Origin of the sequence: Lysinibacillus irui (assembly GCF_028877475.1) — a bacterium.
Lineage (GTDB): Bacteria > Bacillota > Bacilli > Bacillales_A > Planococcaceae > Lysinibacillus > Lysinibacillus irui.
The window spans coordinates 1,836,178-1,860,747 of record NZ_CP113527.1 but is presented as its reverse complement, the minus strand read 5'-3'; the positions used below and the strand labels follow the sequence as shown (position 1 = coordinate 1,860,747).

General features: G+C 40.3%; 21 protein-coding genes, 2 pseudogenes and 1 riboswitch. Of the genes and pseudogenes, 1 reads left to right on the top strand and 22 read right to left on the bottom strand.

Translation table 11 applies throughout. The annotated features are described in order from the left end of the window. Positions 1 to 2: 2 nt before the first annotated feature. The 16 genes from OU989_RS09110 to OU989_RS09035 form a co-directional block, all read right to left on the bottom strand. Positions 3 to 194 carry a hypothetical protein gene (locus OU989_RS09110; protein WP_274796823.1) on the bottom strand — a complete coding sequence of 64 codons (192 nt, stop codon included), beginning with the start codon at positions 192 to 194 and terminating at the stop codon, positions 3 to 5. A gap of 172 nt (positions 195 to 366) precedes the next feature. Further along, entirely contained in the window at positions 367 to 1,407 is a 1,041-nt protein-coding gene (locus tag OU989_RS09105; RefSeq protein WP_274796822.1) for a ribonucleotide-diphosphate reductase subunit beta, read from the bottom strand. Between the two features lie 12 nt (positions 1,408 to 1,419). Continuing rightward, a complete protein-coding gene (locus OU989_RS09100) occupies positions 1,420 to 3,633 on the bottom strand; it encodes a ribonucleoside-diphosphate reductase subunit alpha (RefSeq protein WP_274796821.1) in 2,214 nt (737 codons plus the stop codon). Between the two features lie 163 nt (positions 3,634 to 3,796). Further along, positions 3,797 to 3,986, bottom strand: a riboswitch (cobalamin riboswitch). Positions 3,987 to 4,092: 106 nt separating this feature from the next. Continuing rightward, entirely contained in the window at positions 4,093 to 4,779 is a 687-nt protein-coding gene (locus tag OU989_RS09095; RefSeq protein ID WP_274796820.1) for a hypothetical protein, read from the bottom strand. Next, on the bottom strand, positions 4,776 to 5,270 hold the full coding sequence (locus OU989_RS09090) for an ECF transporter S component (RefSeq protein ID WP_274796819.1): 495 nt from the start codon (positions 5,268 to 5,270) through the stop codon (positions 4,776 to 4,778). The genes OU989_RS09095 and OU989_RS09090 overlap by 4 nt, the downstream gene beginning before the upstream one ends. A 31-nt stretch (positions 5,271 to 5,301) precedes the next feature. Beyond that, on the bottom strand, positions 5,302 to 5,694 hold the full coding sequence (locus OU989_RS09085; protein ID WP_274796818.1) for a bifunctional adenosylcobinamide kinase/adenosylcobinamide-phosphate guanylyltransferase: 393 nt from the start codon (positions 5,692 to 5,694) through the stop codon (positions 5,302 to 5,304). After that, the gene (locus OU989_RS09080; protein ID WP_274796817.1) at positions 5,646 to 6,242 is read right to left on the bottom strand and encodes a histidine phosphatase family protein; all 597 of its coding nucleotides are present in this window, start codon (positions 6,240 to 6,242) and stop codon (positions 5,646 to 5,648) included. The genes OU989_RS09085 and OU989_RS09080 overlap by 49 nt, the downstream gene beginning before the upstream one ends. Next, a complete protein-coding gene (cobS, locus tag OU989_RS09075) occupies positions 6,215 to 6,991 on the bottom strand; it encodes an adenosylcobinamide-GDP ribazoletransferase (protein WP_274796816.1) in 777 nt (258 codons plus the stop codon). The genes OU989_RS09080 and cobS overlap by 28 nt, the downstream gene beginning before the upstream one ends. A gap of 20 nt (positions 6,992 to 7,011) precedes the next feature. Continuing rightward, positions 7,012 to 7,587, bottom strand: a complete 576-nt coding sequence (locus tag OU989_RS09070; RefSeq protein WP_274796815.1) for a bifunctional adenosylcobinamide kinase/adenosylcobinamide-phosphate guanylyltransferase — start codon at positions 7,585 to 7,587, stop codon at positions 7,012 to 7,014. Between the two features lie 11 nt (positions 7,588 to 7,598). Continuing rightward, positions 7,599 to 8,207, bottom strand: a complete 609-nt coding sequence (locus OU989_RS09065) for a histidine phosphatase family protein (protein WP_274796814.1) — start codon at positions 8,205 to 8,207, stop codon at positions 7,599 to 7,601. Next, positions 8,204 to 9,298, bottom strand: coding sequence for a pyridoxal phosphate-dependent aminotransferase (locus OU989_RS09060; RefSeq protein ID WP_274796813.1), 1,095 nt, complete (start codon positions 9,296 to 9,298; stop codon positions 8,204 to 8,206). Before OU989_RS09060 ends, OU989_RS09065 begins: the two co-directional genes overlap by 4 nt. After that, positions 9,285 to 10,241 (bottom strand): adenosylcobinamide-phosphate synthase CbiB, encoded by a 957-nt coding sequence (gene cbiB, locus OU989_RS09055; protein WP_274796812.1) that lies wholly within the window; start codon positions 10,239 to 10,241, stop codon positions 9,285 to 9,287. Before cbiB ends, OU989_RS09060 begins: the two co-directional genes overlap by 14 nt. Next, positions 10,238 to 10,921 (bottom strand): adenosylcobinamide amidohydrolase, encoded by a 684-nt coding sequence (locus tag OU989_RS09050; protein ID WP_274796811.1) that lies wholly within the window; start codon positions 10,919 to 10,921, stop codon positions 10,238 to 10,240. The genes cbiB and OU989_RS09050 overlap by 4 nt, the downstream gene beginning before the upstream one ends. Positions 10,922 to 11,125: 204 nt before the next feature. Then, positions 11,126 to 11,311: a hypothetical protein gene (locus OU989_RS09045; protein WP_016994978.1), complete on the bottom strand. Its 186-nt coding sequence runs from the start codon at positions 11,309 to 11,311 to the stop codon at positions 11,126 to 11,128. 105 nt (positions 11,312 to 11,416) lie between these two features. Continuing rightward, the gene (locus OU989_RS09040) at positions 11,417 to 12,775 is read right to left on the bottom strand and encodes an aspartate kinase (protein WP_274796810.1); all 1,359 of its coding nucleotides are present in this window, start codon (positions 12,773 to 12,775) and stop codon (positions 11,417 to 11,419) included. A gap of 1,114 nt (positions 12,776 to 13,889) precedes the next feature. Beyond that, the gene (locus OU989_RS09035) at positions 13,890 to 14,642 is read right to left on the bottom strand and encodes a glucose 1-dehydrogenase (protein WP_274796809.1); all 753 of its coding nucleotides are present in this window, start codon (positions 14,640 to 14,642) and stop codon (positions 13,890 to 13,892) included. Positions 14,643 to 14,846: 204 nt separating this feature from the next. Between OU989_RS09035 and OU989_RS09030 the strand changes: the two genes are divergently transcribed. After that, on the top strand, positions 14,847 to 15,458 hold the full coding sequence (locus OU989_RS09030; protein ID WP_274796808.1) for a TetR/AcrR family transcriptional regulator: 612 nt from the start codon (positions 14,847 to 14,849) through the stop codon (positions 15,456 to 15,458). Positions 15,459 to 15,592: 134 nt separating this feature from the next. Here the strand turns inward: OU989_RS09030 and OU989_RS09025 are convergent. The 6 genes and pseudogenes from OU989_RS09025 to OU989_RS09000 all read right to left on the bottom strand — a co-directional run bounded on the left by OU989_RS09025 (position 15,593) and on the right by OU989_RS09000 (position 24,550). Then, positions 15,593 to 16,415 (bottom strand): annotated as a pseudogene (locus OU989_RS09025) (nucleotidyltransferase). A gap of 139 nt (positions 16,416 to 16,554) precedes the next feature. Next, positions 16,555 to 18,684, bottom strand: a complete 2,130-nt coding sequence (gene topB, locus OU989_RS09020) for a type IA DNA topoisomerase (RefSeq protein WP_274796807.1) — start codon at positions 18,682 to 18,684, stop codon at positions 16,555 to 16,557. A 281-nt stretch (positions 18,685 to 18,965) separates the two neighbouring features. After that, positions 18,966 to 21,050, bottom strand: a pseudogene (locus OU989_RS09015) (serine hydrolase domain-containing protein). A gap of 269 nt (positions 21,051 to 21,319) precedes the next feature. Next, entirely contained in the window at positions 21,320 to 21,811 is a 492-nt protein-coding gene (locus tag OU989_RS09010) for a hypothetical protein (protein WP_274796806.1), read from the bottom strand. A 244-nt stretch (positions 21,812 to 22,055) separates the two neighbouring features. Then, positions 22,056 to 23,873, bottom strand: a complete 1,818-nt coding sequence (locus OU989_RS09005; protein WP_274796805.1) for a sensor histidine kinase — start codon at positions 23,871 to 23,873, stop codon at positions 22,056 to 22,058. After that, a complete protein-coding gene (locus OU989_RS09000; RefSeq protein ID WP_274796804.1) occupies positions 23,870 to 24,550 on the bottom strand; it encodes a response regulator transcription factor in 681 nt (226 codons plus the stop codon). The genes OU989_RS09005 and OU989_RS09000 overlap by 4 nt, the downstream gene beginning before the upstream one ends. Positions 24,551 to 24,570 lie beyond the last annotated feature (20 nt).

The window sequence follows — 24,570 nt, the reverse complement described above, 5'->3', positions numbered from 1 at the left end:
CTTCACATTTTGAGCGGGGTTACCCTTCCTTTGAGCGGTTGCTTCTCACTTATGAGCGGATTCACCCTTTCTTTGAGCGGCTTCCTCTCTCTTTCGAGCGGGTTTACCCTTCCTTTGAGCGGGTTGCTCTCTCTTTCGAGCGGGTTCACACTATTTTCGAGCGGATTCACCGTTCCTTTGAGCGGTTGCTTCACACTTTCGAGCGGAGTCCCCACCTATCATGTAAGCTGCTTCCTTCAAAGAGAAGGCTCCCCTTCCACCGAGCCAATCAACCAATATCGAGCGAACACTTCTCAACCTCGTAGCGATTCCACCCAAGTAAAACACCCCCATGCAAGTGGGCATGGGGGTGGTGTGACACGATGATTACAAATCATCAAAGCCGTTATCTTCGACGTTGACTTTGACATATTGGCGGGAGCGTTGCTCGAAGAAGTCGGTTTTGCCAAGGTCTACATCTTCATAGGCTTTAATCCATTTTAATGGATTTTTGCGGTAGCCCTCGAATGGACGGTCTACGCCAAGCTGATTACAGCGAACATTGGCATAGAAGTGGACATAATCATGGACGTCCTCAACATCAAGGCCTTCAATTTTATCGCCGATGACTTCATTGGCCCAATCGATTTCTAGTTGAACGGCTTCGCGGAAGATTTCCTGAACACGAGCCTGACGTTCAGGTGTATCGTATTCTGGATATTCCTCTAATAATTCTTGATAAATTTTCACAAATAAATCGACATGGAGCTGCTCGTCACGATTAATATAATTGATCATTGTAGACGTAGCGACCATTTTTTGATTGCGTGCTAAATGATAGAAGAAGGCAAAGCCCGAATAGAAGAATAAACCCTCTAAAATGACATCATAAATAATGGCCTCAAGCATATTTTCGACAGTCGGCTCCTCTGAGAAAGCCTGGTAGCCTTTTATAACAAAATCATTGCGTCGTTCTAGAACGGGCTCTGTACGCCAAAAATCAAAGGTACGATCCTGCTCATCCTTGTTGACGATACTGGAAAGCACATACGAATAGGAATGATTATGAATAACCTCTTGCTGCGCTAAGATAATCATTAACGCATTTAAACTAGAATCTGTTAAATAATCGGCTACCTTGCCTGCAAAATCAGTTTGCACACTATCTAATAGCGCTAATAAACCGATAATTTTTAAAAATGATTCTTGTTCATCTTTCGTCAGCTCAGGGAAATGCTTAACATCATTGCTCATATTAATTTCAAATGGTGTCCAGAAGTTTCCTAGCATTTTTTTATATTTAGGGTACGCCCAGCTAAAGCGGACATCATCCCAGTTTAAAATATTGGAGGAGCGCCCATTAACGATACCTGTAGAACGGTTAGGTGCTTCCTTATCCATAATTTGTCGTTTCGTAATCGTTGTCATTGTTTTTTCCTCCTAGCTTGCACAAGACTCACATTCTAATAATTCTACTGATGTGGAGCGTACATAATAGGTCGTTTTCACACCACTTGCCCAAGCATTCATATGCAGTGCCAGTAAATCCTTTGCTTTAATCGTATTTTGAACATATAAATTTAGTGAAATGCCTTGGTCAATGTGGCGAGCACGGGCTGCATTTTGTTTGATTGTCCAATTTTGATCGATGAAATAAGCTGATTTATAGTACCAAGTCGTTACGGGTGATAAATCTGGTACCGTTACAGGAATTTTGTAATCCTTCTTCTCTTCTGAGTAGCTCTTTTGGAAAATCGGATCAATTGACGCCGTACTTCCTGCTAGAATCGATGTCGATGAGTTAGGGGCTACTGCCATAACATAGCCATTTCGCATTCCCTCTTTCGCCACTGCCTCACGTAAAGCATTCCATTTGTCGCTATCATAGCCGCGCTTTTCAAAATAGGCACCTGTTTGCCAATCAGAGCCCTCGAATAATGGATACGCTCCTTTTTCGCTTGCTAAAGCGTTAGAGGCACGAATTGTTAGGTAGGCGATGTCCTCATAAAGCTTGTCCGCAAATTCTACAGCTTCATCTGATTCCCACTGAATTTCCTTTAAGGCTAATAAATGATGCCAGCCAAATGTGCCAAGTCCAATACCACGGTAGCGTAGGTTCGTACGCTCTGCTTGTTTCACAGGGATAGTATTTAACGCAATAACATTATCAAGCATACGTACCTGAATCGGAATTAACCGCTCTAAGACATTAGCAGGCACGGCTCTTCCTAGATTAATAGAGGACAAGTTACAAACCACAAAATCTCCAGGCTTGCGACGAGTCACGATAACATCGTCTTCTAATGTAATGGATTCAAACTCCGTTGCTGACATATTCTGGAATATTTCTGTACACAAATTCGAACTATAAATCATTCCTTCATGCTTATTCGGATTCATGCGGTTCACTTCATCTCGGTAAAACATGAATGGAACGCCAGTTTCGAGTTGTGAGCGCATAATACGCTTCATAATATCGATGGCTGGTACTACTTCACGGCTTAATAACGGATTAGCAATACATGCTGCATATTTCGTGCGGAAGGAGCCATTGCCCTTTGTTTCATCGTAGAAATCCTCTAAAGAGAAGCCCATCACTTCACGTACTTCATGTGGATCAAATAGGTGCCATTCTCCACGGGCTTCTACTGTTTCCATAAATAGATCTGGTAAACATAGCCCTGTGAAAATATCATGGGCACGTAGTCGTTCATCACCATTGTTTAAGCGTAAATCTAAAAACGTAAAGACGTCCTTATGCCAAACATCAAGATAAACCGCGATGGCTCCTTGACGTTGCCCTAGCTGATCGACAGAGACAGCCGTATTATTGAGCTGCTTAATCCACGGTAGCACACCACTTGATGCACCTTTGAAGCCTTTAATGGACGAGCCACGGCTACGAATTTTGCCCATGTAAACGCCTATACCACCACCATATTTAGACAATGTTGCGACATCCGTATTCGTATCGTAAATGCTTTGTAGGCTGTCATCCACTGTATCGATGAAGCAACTTGAAAGCTGACCATGTGTCTTACCAGCATTTGATAGTGTCGGTGTTGCAACAGTCATATATAAATTACTCATCGCCCAGTAAGCTTCTCGCACTTTTTCTAGACGATCTTCTGTTTCATCCTGCATTAATGTCATGGCAATGACCATCCAACGCTCTTGTGGGAGCTCTACAGGTGTTTTTGTATAATCACGTACAACATAACGATCCATTAATGTCTTCAAGCCAATATACGTGAATAGCTCGTCACGACTAGGTTCTAAATAGCTGGCTAATTGTTGAAGCTCCTGCTCACTATATTTTGTTGTTAAGCTTTCATGATATAAGCCCGCTTCAGTGTATTGTGCAAGATGAGCTGGAAATTTTTGATAAACATCCTTTGGTGAAACGCCACGTCGCGTTGCAAATTGATCGTATAATTTTTCTAAATAAATGTGTGCAGCCACAAATGTCCAATAGGGCTCTTCCTCATCAATTAGGCTAAGTGTTTGTAAAATCATCGCATCCGCCCATGCTTCAAATGTGGCATTGTCGTTTTTTCGTAGCCAACGATCCGATAACCTTACAAAGCTTTCAAGCTCATCCTCCGTGTAACTATTTTTTAACTTAGCTAGTTGCTGTTCGATTTGAATTGTCATGTACACATTCTCTCCCTTTCTTTCTCCAAGCAACACAAAAAGCGATCACGCAACATCTATCGGTTACGTGATCGCTGTAAAATCGGAAATGGAAATGAAGGACGTGCACACAAAGAAGTGAACAAATCTCTCGCCTCCACTTCTCAATCCCCGAAGAATGTGTTGCTGTCTTGAACATCTCGGCAGGTCTCCTGGCTCATGCTTCCTCCAAATAATCACCTTCCCGTTTTTTCAACAGTGGTCTCTTGATTATTTGTCAGCACTTACAGTTGCGGGGACAGCTTCGGCTTAAGATGACTCTTGTTCCGAATTCCCTTTTAAACCATATTGGTACCGCTTGTCCAAATACTATATATTGTGTTTTAACTCCTAAACAAATCTAACATATTGTGTTTCGTGTTGCAATAGGTGTTTCGTACCTTGCGATTTTTAAGGCAGCCCTTTTGCTCGAAACAAGCCCTAATACGGTGCAGTTTTGCGTAGTTTTTCAAAATTTCTTTGGAAAAAATTTTGTGCCTGCTGCTCTTTTTTAGGATCGATGCCAAGCAAAATGACCGAACAAGGACCTGCTGATTTGGTCAGATCAAGCGAACTTTCAACTTGTTGCTGTCCAAAAAGACGCGCTAATTCGCCTTGTAGCCCCTTTGACCCGACTGGCCAAACTTGCTGCACGATATCCGCCTGCCATGCCTGAAAAATGGGCTGAAGCTGTGCAACGTCTTCTGGATGCGCTAACACTTCTTCCCCTACAAGCGGCAAGCCATAAGTGTACCAGCTGAGCTGTTCATGGTCAAATGGTTGACGTTGTTGTATTTCCCCAAGCATCGTAATGGCTACACCTGACTGTAGCGTGGGCATATTCGATTCCGTACTTCCTGCGATTGCAGGACAGGCTATACCAGTTTCCTCAAACACCTGTTGAATACCTCTTTCATAACGTGTCCATGCCGTATCACCAGAGAAATTAGCGAGTAAAACTTGGCAAGGTAATGCCTGTGCCGCAAGCTGCTCTAAAAATGTCACACGTGCTGTCATGTAAGCTGTTAGTTGGTCAGATGCTGACACTACATCTTGTGGCTTTTCCCCAATGGCTGCCGCATTATCCATTGTCACAATGAACGTGCCCACTTTCATAGCATTTCTCATTGAACGCGACCTTCCTTACGCAAAAAGACCTTTGATAAAACAGGCATCACTACTGCAACAATGACTAGGTTAATAACAGTTGCCATAAGAATGCTACCTAATGCACCCCAGAAAAAGGCAGGGCTAATTAAAAAATAAAACGGTAATGGTGCCACAATGCCATTCAATACGAGTGCAACTGGCCATTTCCAAACATGTAGACCTTTTCTATGCATCACACCAAAGATCCATACGACGATGAACATTTCGACCGCGATGATAAGATGTAGTGGTCCTAATGGAAATCCAGCAGTCAACGCTGTAATAAAATGACCGATAAATCCAGCAAGCCCTGCTAAAAATGGGGATAAAAAGACTACGCCCAAAAAGGCAGGAGCCGAGTCGAGTGCAGCAGTCGAAATAAATGCCGGCACCTTAATGACTGCCCCTACTGCACAAATGGCAGCAACCATTGCCGTCAATATCCAATTCCTTAATCTTTGTCGATCCATTCCATTTCCTCTTTTCTGTAGTATGTCTACCTTACTTCAGCTGTTCGGCAAGTCCGTACCAAATACGTACAACTTGCTCGGCTTCAATGAATAAAGCCTGATATAAACGACCACATGTATCGCGTAAGAGTCGCGCTTGTTTGTCTATTGGCACAACACCGCGCCCCATATCGTTAACAATGAGCGCTAGCATACAGTGCTGTTCAAGCCTCCTGAAGGTTGCAAGTACCGCTTGAACCACTTGGTCATCGTCCTCTAGATTTTGAGTCATCAACCAGTTTTCTAAATTTCTAATCACTAGCACTTCACAGGCTGGTGCGATCTCTGGTAGATTGCCATCGACAAGGGCGACCTGTCGCTCTTTATACAAGCCCATCACATAGTCGGTTTTACCGTTATAGGCTCCTCCAATAAAGACGTGCATCTTGCTCCCTCCTCCCAAGCCTTTCTTGTAAACGTTAAAATAAATTGTTTGTCATGTGGTACATCATACGACCAAAAAGGCTGTTCTGTTGGGGCATAGGCCACGAGTAAGGCACGAATGACCCCGCCATGCACCACTAAAGCATACTGATCCTCATCCTCCGGTAAATGGCTAAAGCCTTCCACAGCACGTGCCACAAAGTCATGAAAAGCCTCTCCTTGTGGTGGTGGCGTCTTAATCGGATCATCTAGCCATGCACGATAGTGAGCATTCGATTTTAATTCATCATATGTTTTCCCTTCAAATGCACCAAAGTTCGTCTCACGAAAGCGAGCATCTGCATGATAGCTTGCGTTCGGAAAATAATGAGCAGCGGTTTCTCGACAGCGCCGTAAATCACTCCCATATACGTTTGTTACAGCATCATCCACCATAGAAAGCGTGGTTGGATTAGCTAATGGGGCATCTGTCCAACCAAGATAGCGTTTTTCTAGATTCTCCTTTGTTGGCGCATGCCGCATCAAGCGCACAGTAACAATGTCACCCATAGCACAACCTCCATCCCTTCAATAGATGCACCAAGTAAATCCCCTGATACACCACCAAAATTACGTAGCGTAAATTGTCTAAAAATCAACAGTGCGAATGCTAAAATAATAACTAATACAATGGGCAGCAGAGAGAATTGAGTAAAAATGACAACAACCGCCAGAGCTATGCCCAGTGATAACAGCATGAACACTTTTAAGAGACTTGCGTGAATATGGGATTTAAAAAAATACGCGAGACCTTTTTCTTTCGAACAGTCCAGGGACAGAAAATAAAAGCTCATCCCAACTCTAGTGAGAAAAGGTACAAACAGCACCATCCATAAGGCGAATTTGTGTTGGACGAAAAGCTCATGGAGGACAACAAATTTCCCCATTAGTAAAAACAGCACAGACAATACACCGAAAGCGCCAACACGTGGGTCGTCTAAAATTTCTAATCGCTTGTCCCGATCTCGGTAGGAAAAATAAGCATCACCCATATCAATAAAGCCATCTAAATGCAAACCACCAGTCCATAAGGCAAAAAGCGCTATGATTATAAAAGCTAGCATGACCTCACTGCTCGCTGTCCACTGTGTGAGACCGTAGAGTACTGCTGCCACAGTTGTTCCCATTAACGCTCCTATCCAAGGTAAACAGGCAAACATCCCTGTAATCGTTGGCCTAGTTAACGGTAGCTCTTTATGTACTGGCAAAACCGTAAAAAATTGAAATGCCAATTGTAGGCTATGCCAAACAGTTTTCATCGTCTTGCCTTCTTTCTCGATTATTTCCATCTCTTTACAATACCATAATTCATTTCATAGGCCTCCTGTGCAATGGCAACGAACCATTGATGCCATTGCCCGAGTGTTTGTCGGTATAACTCTACTTCATCACTATCATATGGTGGCTCATCAAACAGTTCATTGGAGACAACTAAAAAAGTCACATCCTTATTTAGTAATGAAAGGATGGCCTGTTTGATGTTCAGTAGCTTGTTTTCTAAACAGCCTGGCTGATCTATACATGGCGTACCACTGTCAAAGCCCTCATAAAAAGCATTTGTTAGCCACGTTGTCACGCAGTCCCACAGCACCACATCCCCATCTTGGAGTGTTGCTAAAACCTCTGCCATGTCATAGGGTACCTCCACCGTTAGCCACTGCACAGGTTGTGCCTGCCGATCTGCCTGATGTCGGTCAATCCGCTTAGCCATTTCTCGATCTAAGGCGATGCCAGAAGCCAGATAAATTAAACGTTTTGTGGGACCTAGCTGTACTTGGTAATGCTGAATCGCTGTTCGCTCAGCAAAATGGGATTTCCCACTACGAACACCACCTGTAATAAAAATGAGTGGCATCAGGACACCTCCTATTGTAAATGATGAAGATTGCCAATTTCTTTCACAGCCCATTGTTGCTCTTGTCGTTCAATCACTGTCACACTTGTTCCATGAATGTATGGGGCTGTCCATAGCTCACTTATACTTCGCTGTAAAATAGCGTTAACGATACATTTAATGGTTACTGCATGAGAGACAATGAGAACCGTTTCATCGGGATGTTGATCCGCTATTTTCTTTAATGTAAACATGGCTCTTTCTGTCACAGCACCAAAGCTTTCCGTATGTGTTGCAACAAACTGTGCTGGGTAATTAGTATAGAGCTCATAATCAAGCTTATGATTGGCGAGAATGTCTTCAATTGTTTGGCCTTGCCAATCCCCTAAATAGATTTCACGTAAATCATCCTCATAAATAATCGGAAGCTTGCGCTTAGTGGTCAAAATGTCCATCGTCTCCCTTGCACGTCCACTTGAGCTACAATAAGCAGCTGCAAACTGAATAGGCTGGAGTTGCTTGTGAAGTCTTTGTGCTGCTGCTCTACCATTTTCCGTTAATGGAGAGTCCAGCCAGCCCTGTAGTCGTTGCTCTTGATTCCATTGTGTTTCCCCATGTCTTACTAGATAAAAAGTTGTCACTTTTCTCTCCCCTTATTTGCGTTAAACCAAGCTTGCAGACAATTATGTAAAGAAGTCATGGCCGCAATATCTTTTATCCCTATACGGAACCATTCACCCTGTAACCCTTGAAAGTTTTTTGTATGACGTAAGACAACCCCTTGTCCAAGGCAATACGTGAAAAAGGGATCGGCCTGCTGTCCTTGTGGTAACGTGAAGCACACATAATTCGTCACACTGTTCGTTACTTGACAGCCGTTTTCTTGTAAATACTGATGTAATCGCCCTCTTTGTGTTGTCGCATAGGCAATCGCCTGCTGACAATACTGCTGTTCATCTAAACAGCCTGCACCAATCACAAGTGCAAAGGCATTTAAATTCCAATGAGGCAGCATGTCCTTTAAAGTGCTTACAATGGAAGAATGCGCGACTAAATAACCAAGTCGTAAACCTGGAATCGCATACATTTTGGTCATCGAACGCACCACTATCACATGTGGATTTTGCGCGCAATGATGAATCATAGAATACGCTTCACCCACCCAATCCATAAAGGCCTCGTCGATCACAAGCTCACAGCTAACACTTCTTCCGTGCTCCACTAAAGCGAGTAAATCTTCTTTTTTCGGTAATACCCCTGTTGGATTATTTGGCGTACAAATATAAAGAGCGTCCGCCTTCTCCATTTCCTCCTTGAGCACATCCATTGGCAATGTGTAATGAATAAAATCAGTCACCAAAATAGGCACAATATCCGCACCTGCAGCCCGCAATGTTCGCTCATATTCAGAAAAAGTTGGATGTACGATAATGACACGCTTGCCCACATAGCGTCTTGCTACTACACTAAAGAGCTCTGATGCCCCATTGCCTAGTAAAATCGTCTCCTTTGCGACCTGATGAAAAGCAGCAACCTTCGTTAAAAAAGGCTCGCCATCAGGATCTGGGTAGCGCTGAATAAGCGAATAAAGTGTTCGCCAACGAGCCTCTACAAAGGCTGGTGGTCCCTCAGCATTGACATTTTCGCTAAAATCATAAACTACTTCTGGCATCGTTAAGCCTAATTGCTGATAGACATTGTGCGGATTTGCTCCGTGATTAGGTAATGGCATAAATAAGCACCTCCACAGCTAACATCACAAGCGTAAAGAGTATTGTGGCAATACGCATATGAATAATAGATGTTGCAATATGTTCCTTCGTCAAAGGGACTAATTTTTCTCCCATAATAGCCCTATGAGAGACAACCCCCTGATACGTATTTTTCCCACCAAGCTGCACACCTAGCTGAACGGCCGTCGCTGCCTCTAAATAGCCACTGTTTGGACTTGGATGCTTTTTAGCGTCCTGTGCCCAAATCTTTAGCCGCTTGCCAAGCGTTCGATCCGTTTCATTTTTCGTGCCAAGGACAATAAGGAAGCCTGTCATTCGACTTGGAATAAAATTCAATACATCATCGAGCTTTGCCGAGAACATTCCAAAGTCTTTGTATTTGTCATTTTTATAGCCAACCATTGAATCTAATGTATTGACAGCCTTATAGCCCCATAAACCAATTGCACCAAATAAGAAGGCATAAAAAAGTGGAGCTGTCACACCATCGCTTGTATTTTCAGACACCGTTTCTACTACACCACGCACAATCTCATCTTCTCCCAGCTTATCGGTGTCACGACCGACAATCCACGACAGCTTGACACGTGCCTCTGCAAAGTCACCTTTAACAAGTGGCTCATATACAGCCATCGCAGCCTCCTTCAAGCTCCGCTGAGCGAGGCCAATCCCAATGAGAAGTCCCTCTACAAGGATGCCAAAAATAATACTTACCTGATAGCTAAGAAGCAAAATCAATGTCACCACAAACATGGTCGTGCCTACGACTGCAAGAGCCATCACCATGCCACGCAGCTTTCGCCATTTGCCCTTATTCCAGAGCGCCGTTTGCGATTGAATCAAGTGTCCAATCCAGCGTACAGGATGAGGGAGTTTAGGAGGGTCTCCTACGAGTAAATCAAACAAAAGCCCAATGATACAGGCAATTACGATAGCCATCATAAAGCCCTCTCCTCTTTATCTTTTTTGTATTTGCTGATCGCCTCACGCATTGTCTCATAGACACCGTAACCGATGACCTTACCAAGCATGGTAATAGGACCAGCATATTGATGAAAGTCTCCCTCTTCTGTTGAAGCAATCAACAAGCTATCAGTAGAAGTACCTGTAGCTTGTGTGCCTGTTGTTGGGTCTGTAATCCCTTCATCCATTAACGCTTTGACCTTGGCTTCCGTTGTTGAAATCATGGCTTGAAATAACGCTTCATCAGATAGTTTTCCATTAATGACTAGCCATGTATTAATGGTGCCTGCATGGTACTGCTCTTCCCGATGAAAAGCCCGCGTAATATCCACCGCATTTCCTAATCCCGCAGTAATCATAACGACAAGCTGAATACCTTCATATGTAAAGTCACGAATGGTCGCAAACTTGGCCTGGACTGCCGTCATCATCGCCACCGTGTTGTCTAATGGAAAGTGTTGTGCCTGCAAATACTGCTGTAATTCAAGATGTGGCTGTCGCTCATCATAGGTAATAGGCACCGTTCGATTCAGTAGATGGGTATAATGACCAAAGCCAGGATTATGCATGGCTGAGGATACAACCTTCATAGGTGAATCGGTTTGTAGGGCCACATATTGGTCAAAAATTTGAATGCAATCCTTTGTCAGTATAGGCAATCGATCGCCTCCTCGCGATAAATATGGAATAGAACAAAAAAAAACAAATTCTTACAAAGAAGAATTTGTACTGTCGATTCTTTATTAAAATTTGAACCTTCTGAACGTTTGTACAGAATAACAACTTCATAATACTCAAATTATTTATTTTCTTTGAAATTGTATCATAACTTTGCCTATTGCCACAATTCCATTTTCAAAGCGTTATTGTTGCTTCTGTTTCAGATTTTTAAAGCGGATCACAGAGCCAATAATAATAAAGACCCAACCAATGCCTATGTAAACAATTTTCATTGTTTTTGTCGACGACGGTAAAATATCCATAATCGTTAAACAGACAAAAAGTATCCCAATAATCGAAAAAAGCATACCAATTGTTAAATTCTTCACGAAAAACCCCTCCCAACTATGTACGCCCTCGATTTTACCGTATTCTCAGCAAAAAGAAAACACTAATCCAAGCTAGAAAGTCTTGGATTAGTGATGATTGTGTCATTATGCATTCGCATGCGCAAAAAATTCTTCATAAAGCGCTTGTAAAATGCGGTTTTCATATTCCTGAAGGACACCGAACACGAGGCTCACTTCAGAAGAACCTTGATTGATCATTTCAATATTTGCGCCAGTTCTTGAAATCGCTGTGGCAGCACGGGCAGCTAATCCTGTATTATGACGCATCCCTTCGCCAACAATCACGATCATTGAAAAACCGTGACGCATTTCTACATACTCTGCATGTAGCTCTTCTTTTACACGACTAATAATACGTGCTTCATTTTCTGGTGTTAGTTGATTTGAACGCATGATGACAGAAATATCGTCTAAACCAGATGGTGTGTGTTCATAAGAAATATTTTCATCTTCTAAAATTTGGAGTAGCTTTCGTCCAAAGCCTACTTCACGATTCATCAAATATTTAGAGACATATAAAGTTGAAAAGCCACTGTCTGCCGAGATACCTGTAACTGGACGACCTGTTGCAGGACGGCTTGGTACAATACGTGTACCTGGGGCTGATGGATTATTTGTATTTTTTATGTTAACTGGCACCCCAATCTTGTAGACAGGCATTAACGCTTCATCATGGAACACTGAAAAGCCTGCATATGATAATTCGCGCATTTCGCGATACGTAATTTCTTTAATTTCCACTGGATCATTGACGACTTTCGGATTCGCAGAGAACACACAATCCACATCCGTAAAGTTTTCATAGAGCTCCGCTTCAACAGCTGCTGCTAAGATGGAGCCTGTAATATCAGAGCCACCGCGGTCAAATGTTCGCAATACGCCCGCTCTAGTGTAACCGAAGAAACCTGGGAAAACAATAATTTCTTTTGTATCTTTTAAAGGGGCTAAATTAGCATACGCTTCTGGTAAAGCAAATGTTCGTTCAGGTAAATCATTTACCACTAGCCCATCTTTAGGACTGACATAGCGTGCGGGCATACCAATCGCGTTAAAATAGGCAGCAATGAGCTTGGCGTTATTATCTTCACCTGCCGCTTTAATGCTATCAATGAATAATTCCACGTTTGTTTTGTCACCTTGTACACGTTCACGTAAATCTTCCGCAATCACGTCACAAATGGCATAATCTATCCCCAAACCATCCGCAATCGCTCTAAATCGATCCACAACAGTCTGCAATTTTTCTTCCGTATTCTCTTGTTGTAACGCTGCATTTGCTAATTGTATTAATAGGTCTGTTACTTTTATATCGTCACCAGAACGTTTCCCTGGTGCTGAAACGGCAACGATCTTACGTGCCGGATTAGATTTCACAATGTTTGCCACTTTTTGAATTTGTTCTGCGCTTGCTACAGATGTTCCACCAAATTTACACACGATCATATCTATCAAATCCTAACTTTTTCAAATTAATTGTATGCCTCCAAAAAACAATTGAATGTACACAGTGTACAAATTATCGTTTCCTACGTCAATACAATTTAAAAAATTCACGCAATTTATCGAGAAATATGGACATTTTTCGTACTGTTTGATTTATTATACGGATTTCATATGAAATAGTTAAGGTTTTTGTGAATTTTTTTTCGTGACGTTCACATAATCGTGAAATTTTCCGTTCTGACTTTCTTCTATATAAATGAAGAAAACGCTTTCTCCCCCTATGATATGCACAATTATCCACTATGTTTGTGCTCTTTTGCCTGTTCACAACGTTGATTTGAATGGGATTTTACTTCTAGCGTGTGGATCTGATTTCGTGGGTATTTGCTTCGCTTCCGCGGGTATTCGCTTCCCTTCCGCGGGTATTCACTTCTCTTCCGCGGATATTCACTTCTCTTCCGCGGGTATTCACTTCTCTTCCGCGGGTATTCGCTTCCCTTCGCGGGGATTAGCCTCTCTTCCGCGGATATTCACTTCGCTTCCGCGGGTATTCACTTCCCTTCCGCGGGTATTCGCTTCTCTTCCGCGGGTATTCGCTTCGCTTCCGCGGGTATTCACTTCCCTTCCGCGGGTATTCGCTTCGCTTCGCGGGTATTCGCTTCTCTTCCGCGGGTGTTTACTTCTCTCCCGCGGTATTCGCTTCCCTTCGCGAGTAATAGCCTCTCTTCCGCGGGGATTAGCCTCTCTTCCGCGGGGATTCACTTCTCTCCCGCGGGTATTCGCTTCCCTTCGCGGGGATTAGCCTCTCTTCCGCGGGGATTCACTTCTCTTCCGCGAGTATTAGCCTCGCTTCCGCGGGTATTCGCCTCGCTTCCGCGGGTATTAGCCTCGCTTCCGCGGATATTCACTTCGCTTCCGCGGGTATTCGCTTCCCTTCCGCGGGGATTCACTTCTCTTCCGCGGATATTCACTTCTCTTCCGCGGGTATTCGCTTCCCTTCCGCGGGTATTCGCTTCGCTTCCGCGGGTATTCGCTTCGCTTCCGCGGGTATTCACTTAATTCAACAAAAAAACTAGGCTCACGTTGCGTGTCGCCTAGTTTTTCTTGTACTCTATTAAATTGCTGTCCAGCCGCCGTCGATGACTAGCTCTGCGCCTGTCATGAAGCGGGATTCGTCTGATGCTAGGAAGACTACGCCATACGCTACATCTTCAGGTTCACCGAAGTATGGTAGTTGTGTGTAAGTTTGATAGAATGGCAGTGCACCGCCCTCTTCCATGGTAGGTGCTACCATTGGTGTAACGATAATACCTGGGTGCACAGAATTTACGCGAATTTTATCTTTGCCGTATTCGATCGCAGCCGATTTAGAAAGAACGCGTAGTGCGCCTTTTGCTGCGGTATAGGGGCTTGTCCCAGCCATTCCTACGATACCACCGATCGAAGAAATATTGATGATGGAGCCGCCACCAGCTTTTTGCATTTCAGGAATGACATATTTCATACCGATGATACAGCCATTAAGGTTAATGTCCATGACTTTATTCCATTCATCCATTTCCATATTAGCAATTGTTTTTGGTGATGAAACGCCTGCATTGTTTACAAGAACATCCACCTTACCATAAGCCTTTACAGCCTCTGCGATTACTGCCTTCCACTCATCTTCAGAAGTCACATTATGTTGAAGACCAATAATCTCTCCGCCGTTTTCTTTAATTTCTTTAACTAAGTTGTTCAATGGCTCGATTTGTACATCTGTTGCAATCACCTTTGCCCCTTCTTGAGCAAATAATTTTGCCTCTGATGCGCCCATTCCCATTGCCGCTCCTGTAATAATTGCTACTTTCCCATTTAAACGACCCATATTAAAACTTCCTTTCCTTTATCTATAAATGAACAATTCGTGAACATGTTAACAACTAGTTGTATTATCGACACCGTGTCGTTAATATAATTATAACGTGCTATTTGAAAAGGGCAAACAACAGTGATCGCGAATGTGACGCTTTCGCAACAACAGAATTTAAAACGTTGATTAAATCGATCATTTAATACAAGGAGCTTAAAAATGTCGAAAAAAATGGATCCACGCGTAATAAGAACACGCCAATTATTGAGAGATGCACTGGTGGAATTAATCGATGAACAAGGCTATGAGAAAATTACAGTACAAGATATTACAAAACGAGCCACTTTAAACCGAGCTACTTTTTATTTACATTTTCGCGATAAATTAGACCTTCTCTATCAAAGCTCTATGGAAACTTTACAGCAATTAGTTCGTTGTATTCACCCAAATTTTGAAGAGAAAAAGGAGTTTGATTTATTACCTAATTACGATCAGCCACATGACACATTTATGCGTTTGTTTGAGCAAATTGCATCAAATAGTAAGCTTTATAAAGTGTATCTTACGGAAAAAAATATCCCTTATTTTTCTGATGGCCTAAAAGACATTATTATTAATTTTGTCTCAAGTGGTATTCAATTTATGGAGCCTGACGATCAAAAGCTGACAGTGCCCCGTGAGATGGCTGAACGTTTTTATGCTGCTGCCTTTCTCGAGGTGATTGTTTGGTGGTTAGAAAATGACATGCCGTATACGCCCAAATTTATGGCAACGCAGTTAATGCGTATTACTATTAAAGGCCCTTACATCAACAATCCCTTTGAAAAGTAAAATATTGTATTTTAATTCCGATTGGGTCTTCGATAATGCCATGAGCATTACTAAGAATGTTAAAATAAAAGGTAATCACAAGCGTGCATGTGATTACCTTTTTGTTATTCAACCAAACTATTACCATTTCAGCTTTAATTCTCTATTAGGGTTATGGCATTGTAACCATCAGCTTCACTGACCATCCACGACCCAAATTCATTTAAAAACAATAACAATTCGTTTGTATCTTTGATGGGTGTTATCGCATATTCAAGTGCCTTTCTCATGTCACTTTCCTTTTCAGGGAAACATTCCGAAAACAATCTGTAAGCGGGGTATAAATCCCTTGTATATGTGTTTTCCTTAGCTATGGTAAGTGCAAGTCCTGCTCTTACAATAATTTTCATAATCCATTTACAACAATCTTTAATATCCTCTACATCAGAATTGTCTTGAAGGTCATCATAGGCAATTTTAATTTGTCCCTGTAAATGAATAAGGTGGTCATTCGCTAAAGCTTCGTTCGCTTTATATCTTGGTAATAGAGGTATTAAATCCTCTCCAAACACACATATACTATGGGTTTGGAGTATGAAACTAATGATTGAAAAAGATGTCGTATTTAAAATATCTTCTTTGCAGTAAACACTTAGTTCAATCCCATCGACACAAGTATGGTTCTGAGTTAATGCATCTTCCACTTCTTTTATCCGCTTTAACTGCAGTTTATTAGGTTTTTGCTTCGTAACCGCTATCGTGTCTAAGTCAGCTACTCCTTCAATACCTATCCCTTTTGGAATCGATCCCCTTATATACGCTATGTAAGTCATCTTGAAGAAGGGTGCAATACGTATGAACCACATCGTTTATTACAGGATGAAAAATTGAGTTGATTTTATTCCAATCTGAATGATTAATAATGTGTCCATCACTATCCGTAACACAGAAGCTTCCAATCTCTTTAATTGTAGTCATCACATTACTCCTTTTTTCCATATCACATAAAAATAGGATAGCATGTTCTATAGTGAACGAGCTATCCTACTTTCAAAATTGAAATAACCTTCAAAAACTACCCTTCAGCAAACTCATTCTTCAAAGCAAACATCAGCGTTTATTTTTCATTAAACTCAAATTCAATCTTTCCTTCTACCAAGCGGAGTGCCGCATTAAATGGTTTACCATTTTTTGATTTAAAGCCTTTCATCACGGCAGTTTTACCCATCTTGCATAAATCATGTATGTTCTTTTCCGTTAGTTTTTTGCCTAGTAGCCTTTCTGGGAACGTTTGCTTACAGCCATTTTTATAATTCGAACAGCCATAAAAGCTTTTGCGCAAACCTATTTTTCCTACTTTACATGTTGGACACGTCACAATCTCTTTCGCAGCAGCTGGTTTAAAGTGCTCAGCTTCAATTGTAAGTGACTCTAGCTGTTGAGGCACATCCTGTATTAATTGATTAATAAACTTGCCAATACTATCAATAAAATGCTTTGCAGAGCCTTCGCCACGTCCAATTTTATGTAAGTAAATTTCCCATTTTGCTGTCATCGATGGACTGGACAGCAATGTTCCTTCAATGGCCCGACATAAAAGCTCTCCTTTTGGCATTATGCTCACGATGTTTTTTCGTACTTCAATAAATCCATGCTTTTTAATCGTCTCAATTATGCCGCTCCGAGTTGCTTCTGTCCCAATACCTTCAATCGATTTGAGTACCTCGATTTCTTCTTCATTCTCCACGGATTTACCACATGTTTTCATCATCGTAATGAGTTGCCCTTCTGTATAGGGCTTAGGAGGGGTTGTTGTGCCTTCTAAAATAGCGACCTGACATTGTACCATTTCATCTTTGCTTACGACAGGTAATGACTCGTCACGAGCCTGCACGTCTTTATCACTTGAAAACAACTCTTTCCAGCCTTTTACAAGCTCCGTTTTCCCTACCGTTTTAAATTCTACATTTTTGACATTTGTGATAATCGTTTTTTCATCGTATTCATAATCATGGTGAAACATGGCCAGTGTCGTATTGATGATTTCGAAATAAACATTGCGTTCATCCGTATTCATCGATTGTAGCGCTTTTTCTGTCGGTACCTTTCTCGTTGGAATTATGGCATAATGCTCCCCAACGTTGGCATTGTCGACGTAACGTTTGTTTGACCCTCGATTGATCGTATGAAAGGACTTCCCTACAAGCTTTTGATAGTTACCCAGAGATTCATTTAAATAGGCAAACTCATTTTGCGTAATGAGCTGTGAATCGGTACGTGGGTAAGAAACAAGCTTTTTCTCATAAAGTGATTGCGTAAGTTTCAACACATAGGACGGACTATATTTCCAACGTTTATTGGCAGCTGCTTGTAATGTGGATAGTGCATGTAGTTTGGGCGGTGCAATCCGTTTCGTTTTGTTCGTGACACTCGTAATTTGACCTATATCCATTGGTTCAATCCCATGTTGTTGCAGGAATTGCACGGCCTCTGCACGCTCTTTTGTTTTTAACTTGGCTTTCCCCTTGTACACACCATTCTGCGCTTTAAAAACCCCTTCAATTTCATAAAAATGTTCAGGCTTGAACTGTTCAATTTCCTGCTGTCTTTTATAAATTAGATAGACAGTTGGCGATTGCACACGTCCAATGGAGATACTCCCCTTAAAGCCTTTCTTCTGTAAAAGTAGTGTATAGAGGCGACTACAGTTCATCCCTACGAGCCAATCGCTAATTTGACGCGTTTTTGCTTCTTGATACATCAGCAAATCACGCTCATTACTCTGCATATTATTAAAGCCTTTCCGAATTTCCTCCACCTCTAATGAATTGATCCATAATCGTTTCACAGGCTTATTTACTTTCGTCATTTTTAAAAGGGAGTAAAAGATATTTGAACCCTCACGCTCACTATCACAGCAGTTATAGATCATCGTCACTTGCGGATCATGAAAGATTTTTTTTACAGCATTGAACTGTGTATACATTTTAGAAACGACTTTATCTTCAAATTTCTGCGGAATGATCGGTAATGAGGACAGCGACCATTTCTCCCATTCCTTTTGATATTCTTTCGGTTCCTTTAACTCAACAAGATGACCAACTGCCCAGGTAATGATGGCTCCTTCAGGAAAAGTAGAACACGGTTCCAATTCAATAAATACTTTCTCTTTTTGTTTAATTTTAAATGCATCGGCATAGGCTCTTGCTTGAGAAGGTTTCTCTGCCAAAATGGCGATTTTCCCCATTGATCATCACATCTTCTTTTAAAAGTTTAGTAGATTTTTCTAGAAAAACACAAAACCCAACTAATCAGATTAGTTGAGTTTAAAGTGAAATACTCTACTATTATTTTACTGTAAACAATATAAAATATCACTTACTAAAATCTTTGAAAGAAGACCCTTCAAAATTTTTAATTTCCAATCGGGGGAGAAATATGCTTCGCCAAGAAATCAATCTGAAAGGATTAAACAAAACCAGCTAAACACTTTTTTTCTGTAATAACTGGTTTTGTTAAGTATGCTAGTTAGTTCAGCGTGATGGTAAATTCCGAGTTAGCTGCGCCGGCAAATACAACCGTTCCGTTCTTCGGCAGTTTTACTTTGTTTTTGCCACTCACAACGGTAAAATTGACACATACTCCTGCCTCATCATATACCGCGAATGAACTTTTGGAAGGCAACGACACAGTCATCGTTTTTCCTGCTGCCGCTTGTGGTATTGTAAACCATTTAGCTTGACCATTTGCATGCAGTGTAACTTTGGATGATTGACCTGAATCAAGTGGTTTTAAATTTGACCCACTAACGTATAACAATCCGGCCATCTCCATATATTCAACACCGTCTTCACTATAGAAACGAGCTTCTGTCATATCACGACCATTCATCACAGGAATCTGGAGTTGATGTCCCGCAGAGTTTGGGCCAGTAATTTTTCTGCTCTCCCAATAACCTTCAAAATTGTCATCGCGATTAATTTGTTTGATAAGCATCATTGGTAGAAGATATTGAGCCGAACTGAATTTCTCATTCACGAGATAAAACTTAACGCCCTCTCGCTTCGCCCATGCAGCAGCTGTTTCCTTCGACAGTACATTGTCTTCTAGTTTCTCAGCTAAATAGTGAGTCACCGCAACTTCCCCAAAACCTGGTGTTGTTTGATAGGTACTCTCTTTCAAATAAGTTCTTCCATTCTTCTCACTGACAAAGTTAAGCTTGGAGGTACCCTCCTCATTCATAAAGCTACCATCTGCGGTATATACAAATTTTTCTTCTGTATAATTTGGTAATAATAGTTCCCCATTCTGTAATTTCTATTTTGAAATGACCGTAACTATTACCATATAAGCCCGCTTTCTTTGCTACATCTTGAGGCATCTTTGCCTTGTTCGGCTTGCCAAAGGATTTGTTTGGCTTAATCTCGTTAATTGTACCCTTCTCTTTTAGGGCTGTGAGCAATAAATCATTAGCCATCATTTGATTTGTCACGCTGCTGCCACCTGATGATAATACAGCCACCGCCATTTTCTGTTCTGGAAGCACCACTAGTGAAGCATGTTGTAACCCGTGTCGCCGCCTTTAGCCAAGCCCTTTATCCCATATTCACTGAATGGATAAAGCTTCACACTATCCCATCCAAGTCCATAGTTGATACTATTATCTCCATCGCCTGGCCACATACCTTTTTTATATTCCTCTTGCTCCATCGCTTTGACTGCTTTATCAGAGAGGATTCCTTTTCCCTGTCCCATAAATAATTGTGAGAATCGCACCACATCCTCCGCAGTTGAAGAAATCCCTCCTGTGCCAATTACATTTACGGATTCAGCAGGAAGCTGCCCCTTGTATGTTGGAAAATAAAGGCCAGCCCATTTTGCATCTTCCCAATTATCCTGTGGCGTTTTTGTATGATGGAGCTTTAATGGTTCTGTAAACTGCTCGTGTAGAAATTCTGTAAAGCTTAAACCGCTAACTCTTTCAACTAAAATTTCGGCCAAAGTAAAGCCATCATTACAGTATACTGAAAATGCACCAGGATCTGCTTTTAAGGTCTTGTCGGATAATTGTCGCAACAAGTTATCATGGGCATAGGTATCATTATCCTCAAATAAAAATGCATTAGTAAACATAGTACCTTGTATGCCGGAAGAGTGGTTCAATAACATACGCGGCGTAATTTTTTTATACCGCTCATCCTTCATCTTGAAATCAGAAACATAGTGGAAAACAGGCGTATCCAAATCGACTTTTCCTTCGTCAACCAATCTCATTACAGCTGCCGCTGTATATACTTTACTAACTGAGCCAATCCCATATAGCGTATCTTTGGTTAACGGCTGCTTCCCTTTTATATCGTTCTTGCCGGTTTGACCCGACAAAACGATTTTGCCATTATCAATTAGCGCATACTGTACACTAATTGTCTCATAGGATTTCATGAGTAATGCAGCCTTCTCTGCTGCAATCTTTTTCAATTCTTGGCTAGCCACTACTTCTTGACTAGCTACAATGGTAGTCTGACTGCTACTAGAAAACGCCACCGCGTTAGTTGGGAGGAATATCGTTAGCGCTAATGAAGCCGCTAACACCCCAGATAGTTTTCTTTTCATGACAGAATTGCCTCCTTGTTAGGTTTGCTTAAGATTATTAGGAACAACGAAAACTCTTTGTCGCCCTTATTAATCATTATATGTAACGAAAACCAATTACAGGAAAAAATAAAGTAAACAGAAGGTAAAATTTTATATCAAAGATAAATTCACAATCTATAAAAAACAACAGATTATACAAACAAACGTTTGTATAATCTGTATTCTTACTAATCAAAGTTTAACTTTTTTCTAAAATGCTACAAATAATTATTACCTCCTTGTATGGATCAATTACTTTTGTATTCAATTACATGTAACACTTTTACTTTTAAATCTTCTATCATTTCTTCTGTTGCTTCTTTTTCTTCTCCTTCAAACTGTCGTTTTAATTGTTCTTTTGCTATAACTTCTATTACATCTTGTGTAGATATATTCTTAGATGCTGCGATTTCTACAACCGATTTACCAGTATCCAAATTTTGTTTCAATTCTCCTGGAGTCATATCTAATAAAGAAAATAGGTCTGAATTATTTAAAAAATCATTAGCAAAGTAATCAGGCTGACTATTTGTTGTAAAGAAGGCCTCATCAGTAAAACTAAATTGCGTTGGTTGCTCGTTACTTTTTTGTTTTATTGTTTCGTCGGTTTGTGTGCTAACTATTTGAGCGGATTTTACTGATGCATCTGCATCTTTCTGAATTTGTTTAGCGTAAGTATGCCCACTACCTAATAAAAATGCTGAAATACCAAAAGCCATGATTAAATTTTTTTTACTCATCTTATTCCCTCTTTTCAGTTATTTTGTATTACATAAACTATTATTGCTGAACTATGTAAAGATAAAATCAAGATGAGGTGGATTCGAAATGAAAATTCATTTAAATTGAAGTTGCTTTTGGCCAGCTGATGGAAAAGTGACCATAAGTAGAAAATTTCACACAATTAATTTTCAATGTAATGCCTTTGCTACAATTAAAAAAGCTCATACAAAAGGTTTATAAAACCGTTTGTATGAGCTTGTCTCACTCTTTTATTGGTAAATAAAAATAAAATTCTACTCCATCGGATGTATTGCAAACACCGTATTCAACTCCATGGAGCATTAATATATTTTTTGAAATTGCCAGTCCCAAGCCAGTTCCACCTTCAGATCTTTTTCTAGAAGCATCAATTCTGTAAAAGCGCTCCCAAATTTTCTCTAAATGATCTTTTTCAATTTGAGCCCCCTTATTCTCAACACTAATTCTTACCTGTTTCCCTTCTGCCTCAATCGCCACAATTATACTTTCTTGCGCAGGCGAGTACCGAATAGCATTCGTCAAAAAATTCATAAGAACCTGCTCGATACGGCGTTGGTTAGCAACTACTTCAATCTGTAATAGGTGGGTCTCAACTCGTAATTGTTTTTGCTCAATTTCAGGCATAAGTTTTTGGCAAATTTCTTCTAACAGCGAATGGATATAAAAAGCATCCATTTGCATTTTATACGTACCCGATTCATACTTTGCTAATTCAAGCATATCGATAATCAATAAATCCATCTTATCCACTTCTTGTTCCAATGCATCGAAGTAATATTCTTTCTTATGATTTGCAACATTTCCTCTCAATATTGTTATGCAGCTTTTCATAATACTTAAGGGTGTTTTTAACTCATGTGATACACCAGAAATAAATTCTTTTCGCGTATTCTCTAGCTTTTTTTCCTTTTCAATATCTTGCTGTAGCTGGTCAATATACATACTTAATCTGTTCGAAAGTACATTGATATTCCTTGATAAATCTCCAATCTCATCCTGTGAATGAACAGCAATTGTCTCAGAAAAATCTAAATTTGCTATTTTCTCTGTAGTACGGTTGATTCTCAATAACGGCTTGGCTATTTTCACTGAATAGTAAAAAGATGCCAATAATATCAATATAAAAACAAAAGCAACAATGTAAATATAATATTCCTCAATCATTTGAACAGCTTCATCCACTGGCTGAAGTGAAGCCATTGAAAATATATAGGAGTTTGTTTCATCAGATTTTGTTATTAAAATTTTGTATTTAATGTCGTTTTGTACATAATTACTTTGTTGAGTAGTAAAATTCTGAAAATCCAGTTCATTTAATAATATCTTATTTTGAAAATCTTTAATTTGCTCTAAAAATAGTAAATTAGAATAAATTATGGATAAATTATTACTTCGTGGAAATTGAAAATTAATAATTTTACCCTCCAGATGAACCATATCAGAATTTTCATTAGAGGCATATAACTCCTTTAGCTTTTCCCTCGGTCTCCCTATTTTTTTATAAAGTAAGTTATTCCTGTAGGTTAAAGATTTTTCCAATAGATTAGGGTTTGTATATGTTTCATTTTCTATTATCATTTCAATTGGAGTTAATTGCGACTCTTTTAGTATTCCGATTAAATTTACTTGACTATTCTTCAACAATGATTCCGATAACTGGACCGGATTTTCTCCATCAATGACATATAAAGGAACTTTTATTGTTTTCAATCCAACCATAGTTTGATAATCCTCATGCAATTGCACTTCAATATAGAAATCATCCTCATGCTTTAAATGACCGGACTGATCCAATATTGTAATCCAAGCATTATTTTCATCAGTAAAATCCCTCACTAGCTGTTGAATTTTCGTCATGTCATGACTATTTTTTTGATACTCTTTTTCAAATACAGTTAAATTGGATTCTAAATCTCCTACTTTTTTATTGATATAAAATTGTTTGAAGAATATGGTTTGCCCTACAAAAATGGTAGCCAAGATAAGTACACACAGCATAGTGGTTAGTAAAAACAACTTATATACAATTCCTCGCTTCATTGTATATCCTCGAATTTATATCCTGTTCGAACGATCGTTTTTATACAAGTAGAATGGTCTCCTAATTTGTTTCGCAAATTTCGCATGTGACTATTAAGTGTTCGGTCATCTCCAAAATATTCATAGCCCCATATTTTGGTTATAATCTGATCTCTCGTTATAACAATCCCTTTATTTTCCATTAAATATAAAAGCATTTCATATTCTGTATGCGTCAAAGAAATCTCTTTATTATTCACTTGTACAGTCCTAGAAGGTATATGAATTTTGATGCCACCACTTTCCATACAGTCACCTGCTACATCATTTTTTTGCTCCCGATGATGTAACAGTCTTTTAGAACGTGCCAATAAAACGAGTGGATTGTATGGTTTCGTCACATAATCATCGGCTCCCAATTCAAAGCCTAGTAATGTGTCATCTTCATCTGCACGAGCAGTCAACATGATAATCGGGATATTTGAAGTTTTCCGTATGCGACGGCATATCGTCCATCCATCCAATTTTGGTAGCATAATATCTAAAATAATTAAACTCAGCTCATTTTCTTGAAAAACCTGCAGTGCCTCTTCACCATCTTTAGCTTCTAACACTGAATAACCTGCATTCAAGAAATAATCTTTAAGAATCTCTCTTAAAATATCCTCATCTTCTATAATTAATATTGGACCAACCATTTTTATCCCCTGCTTAATTA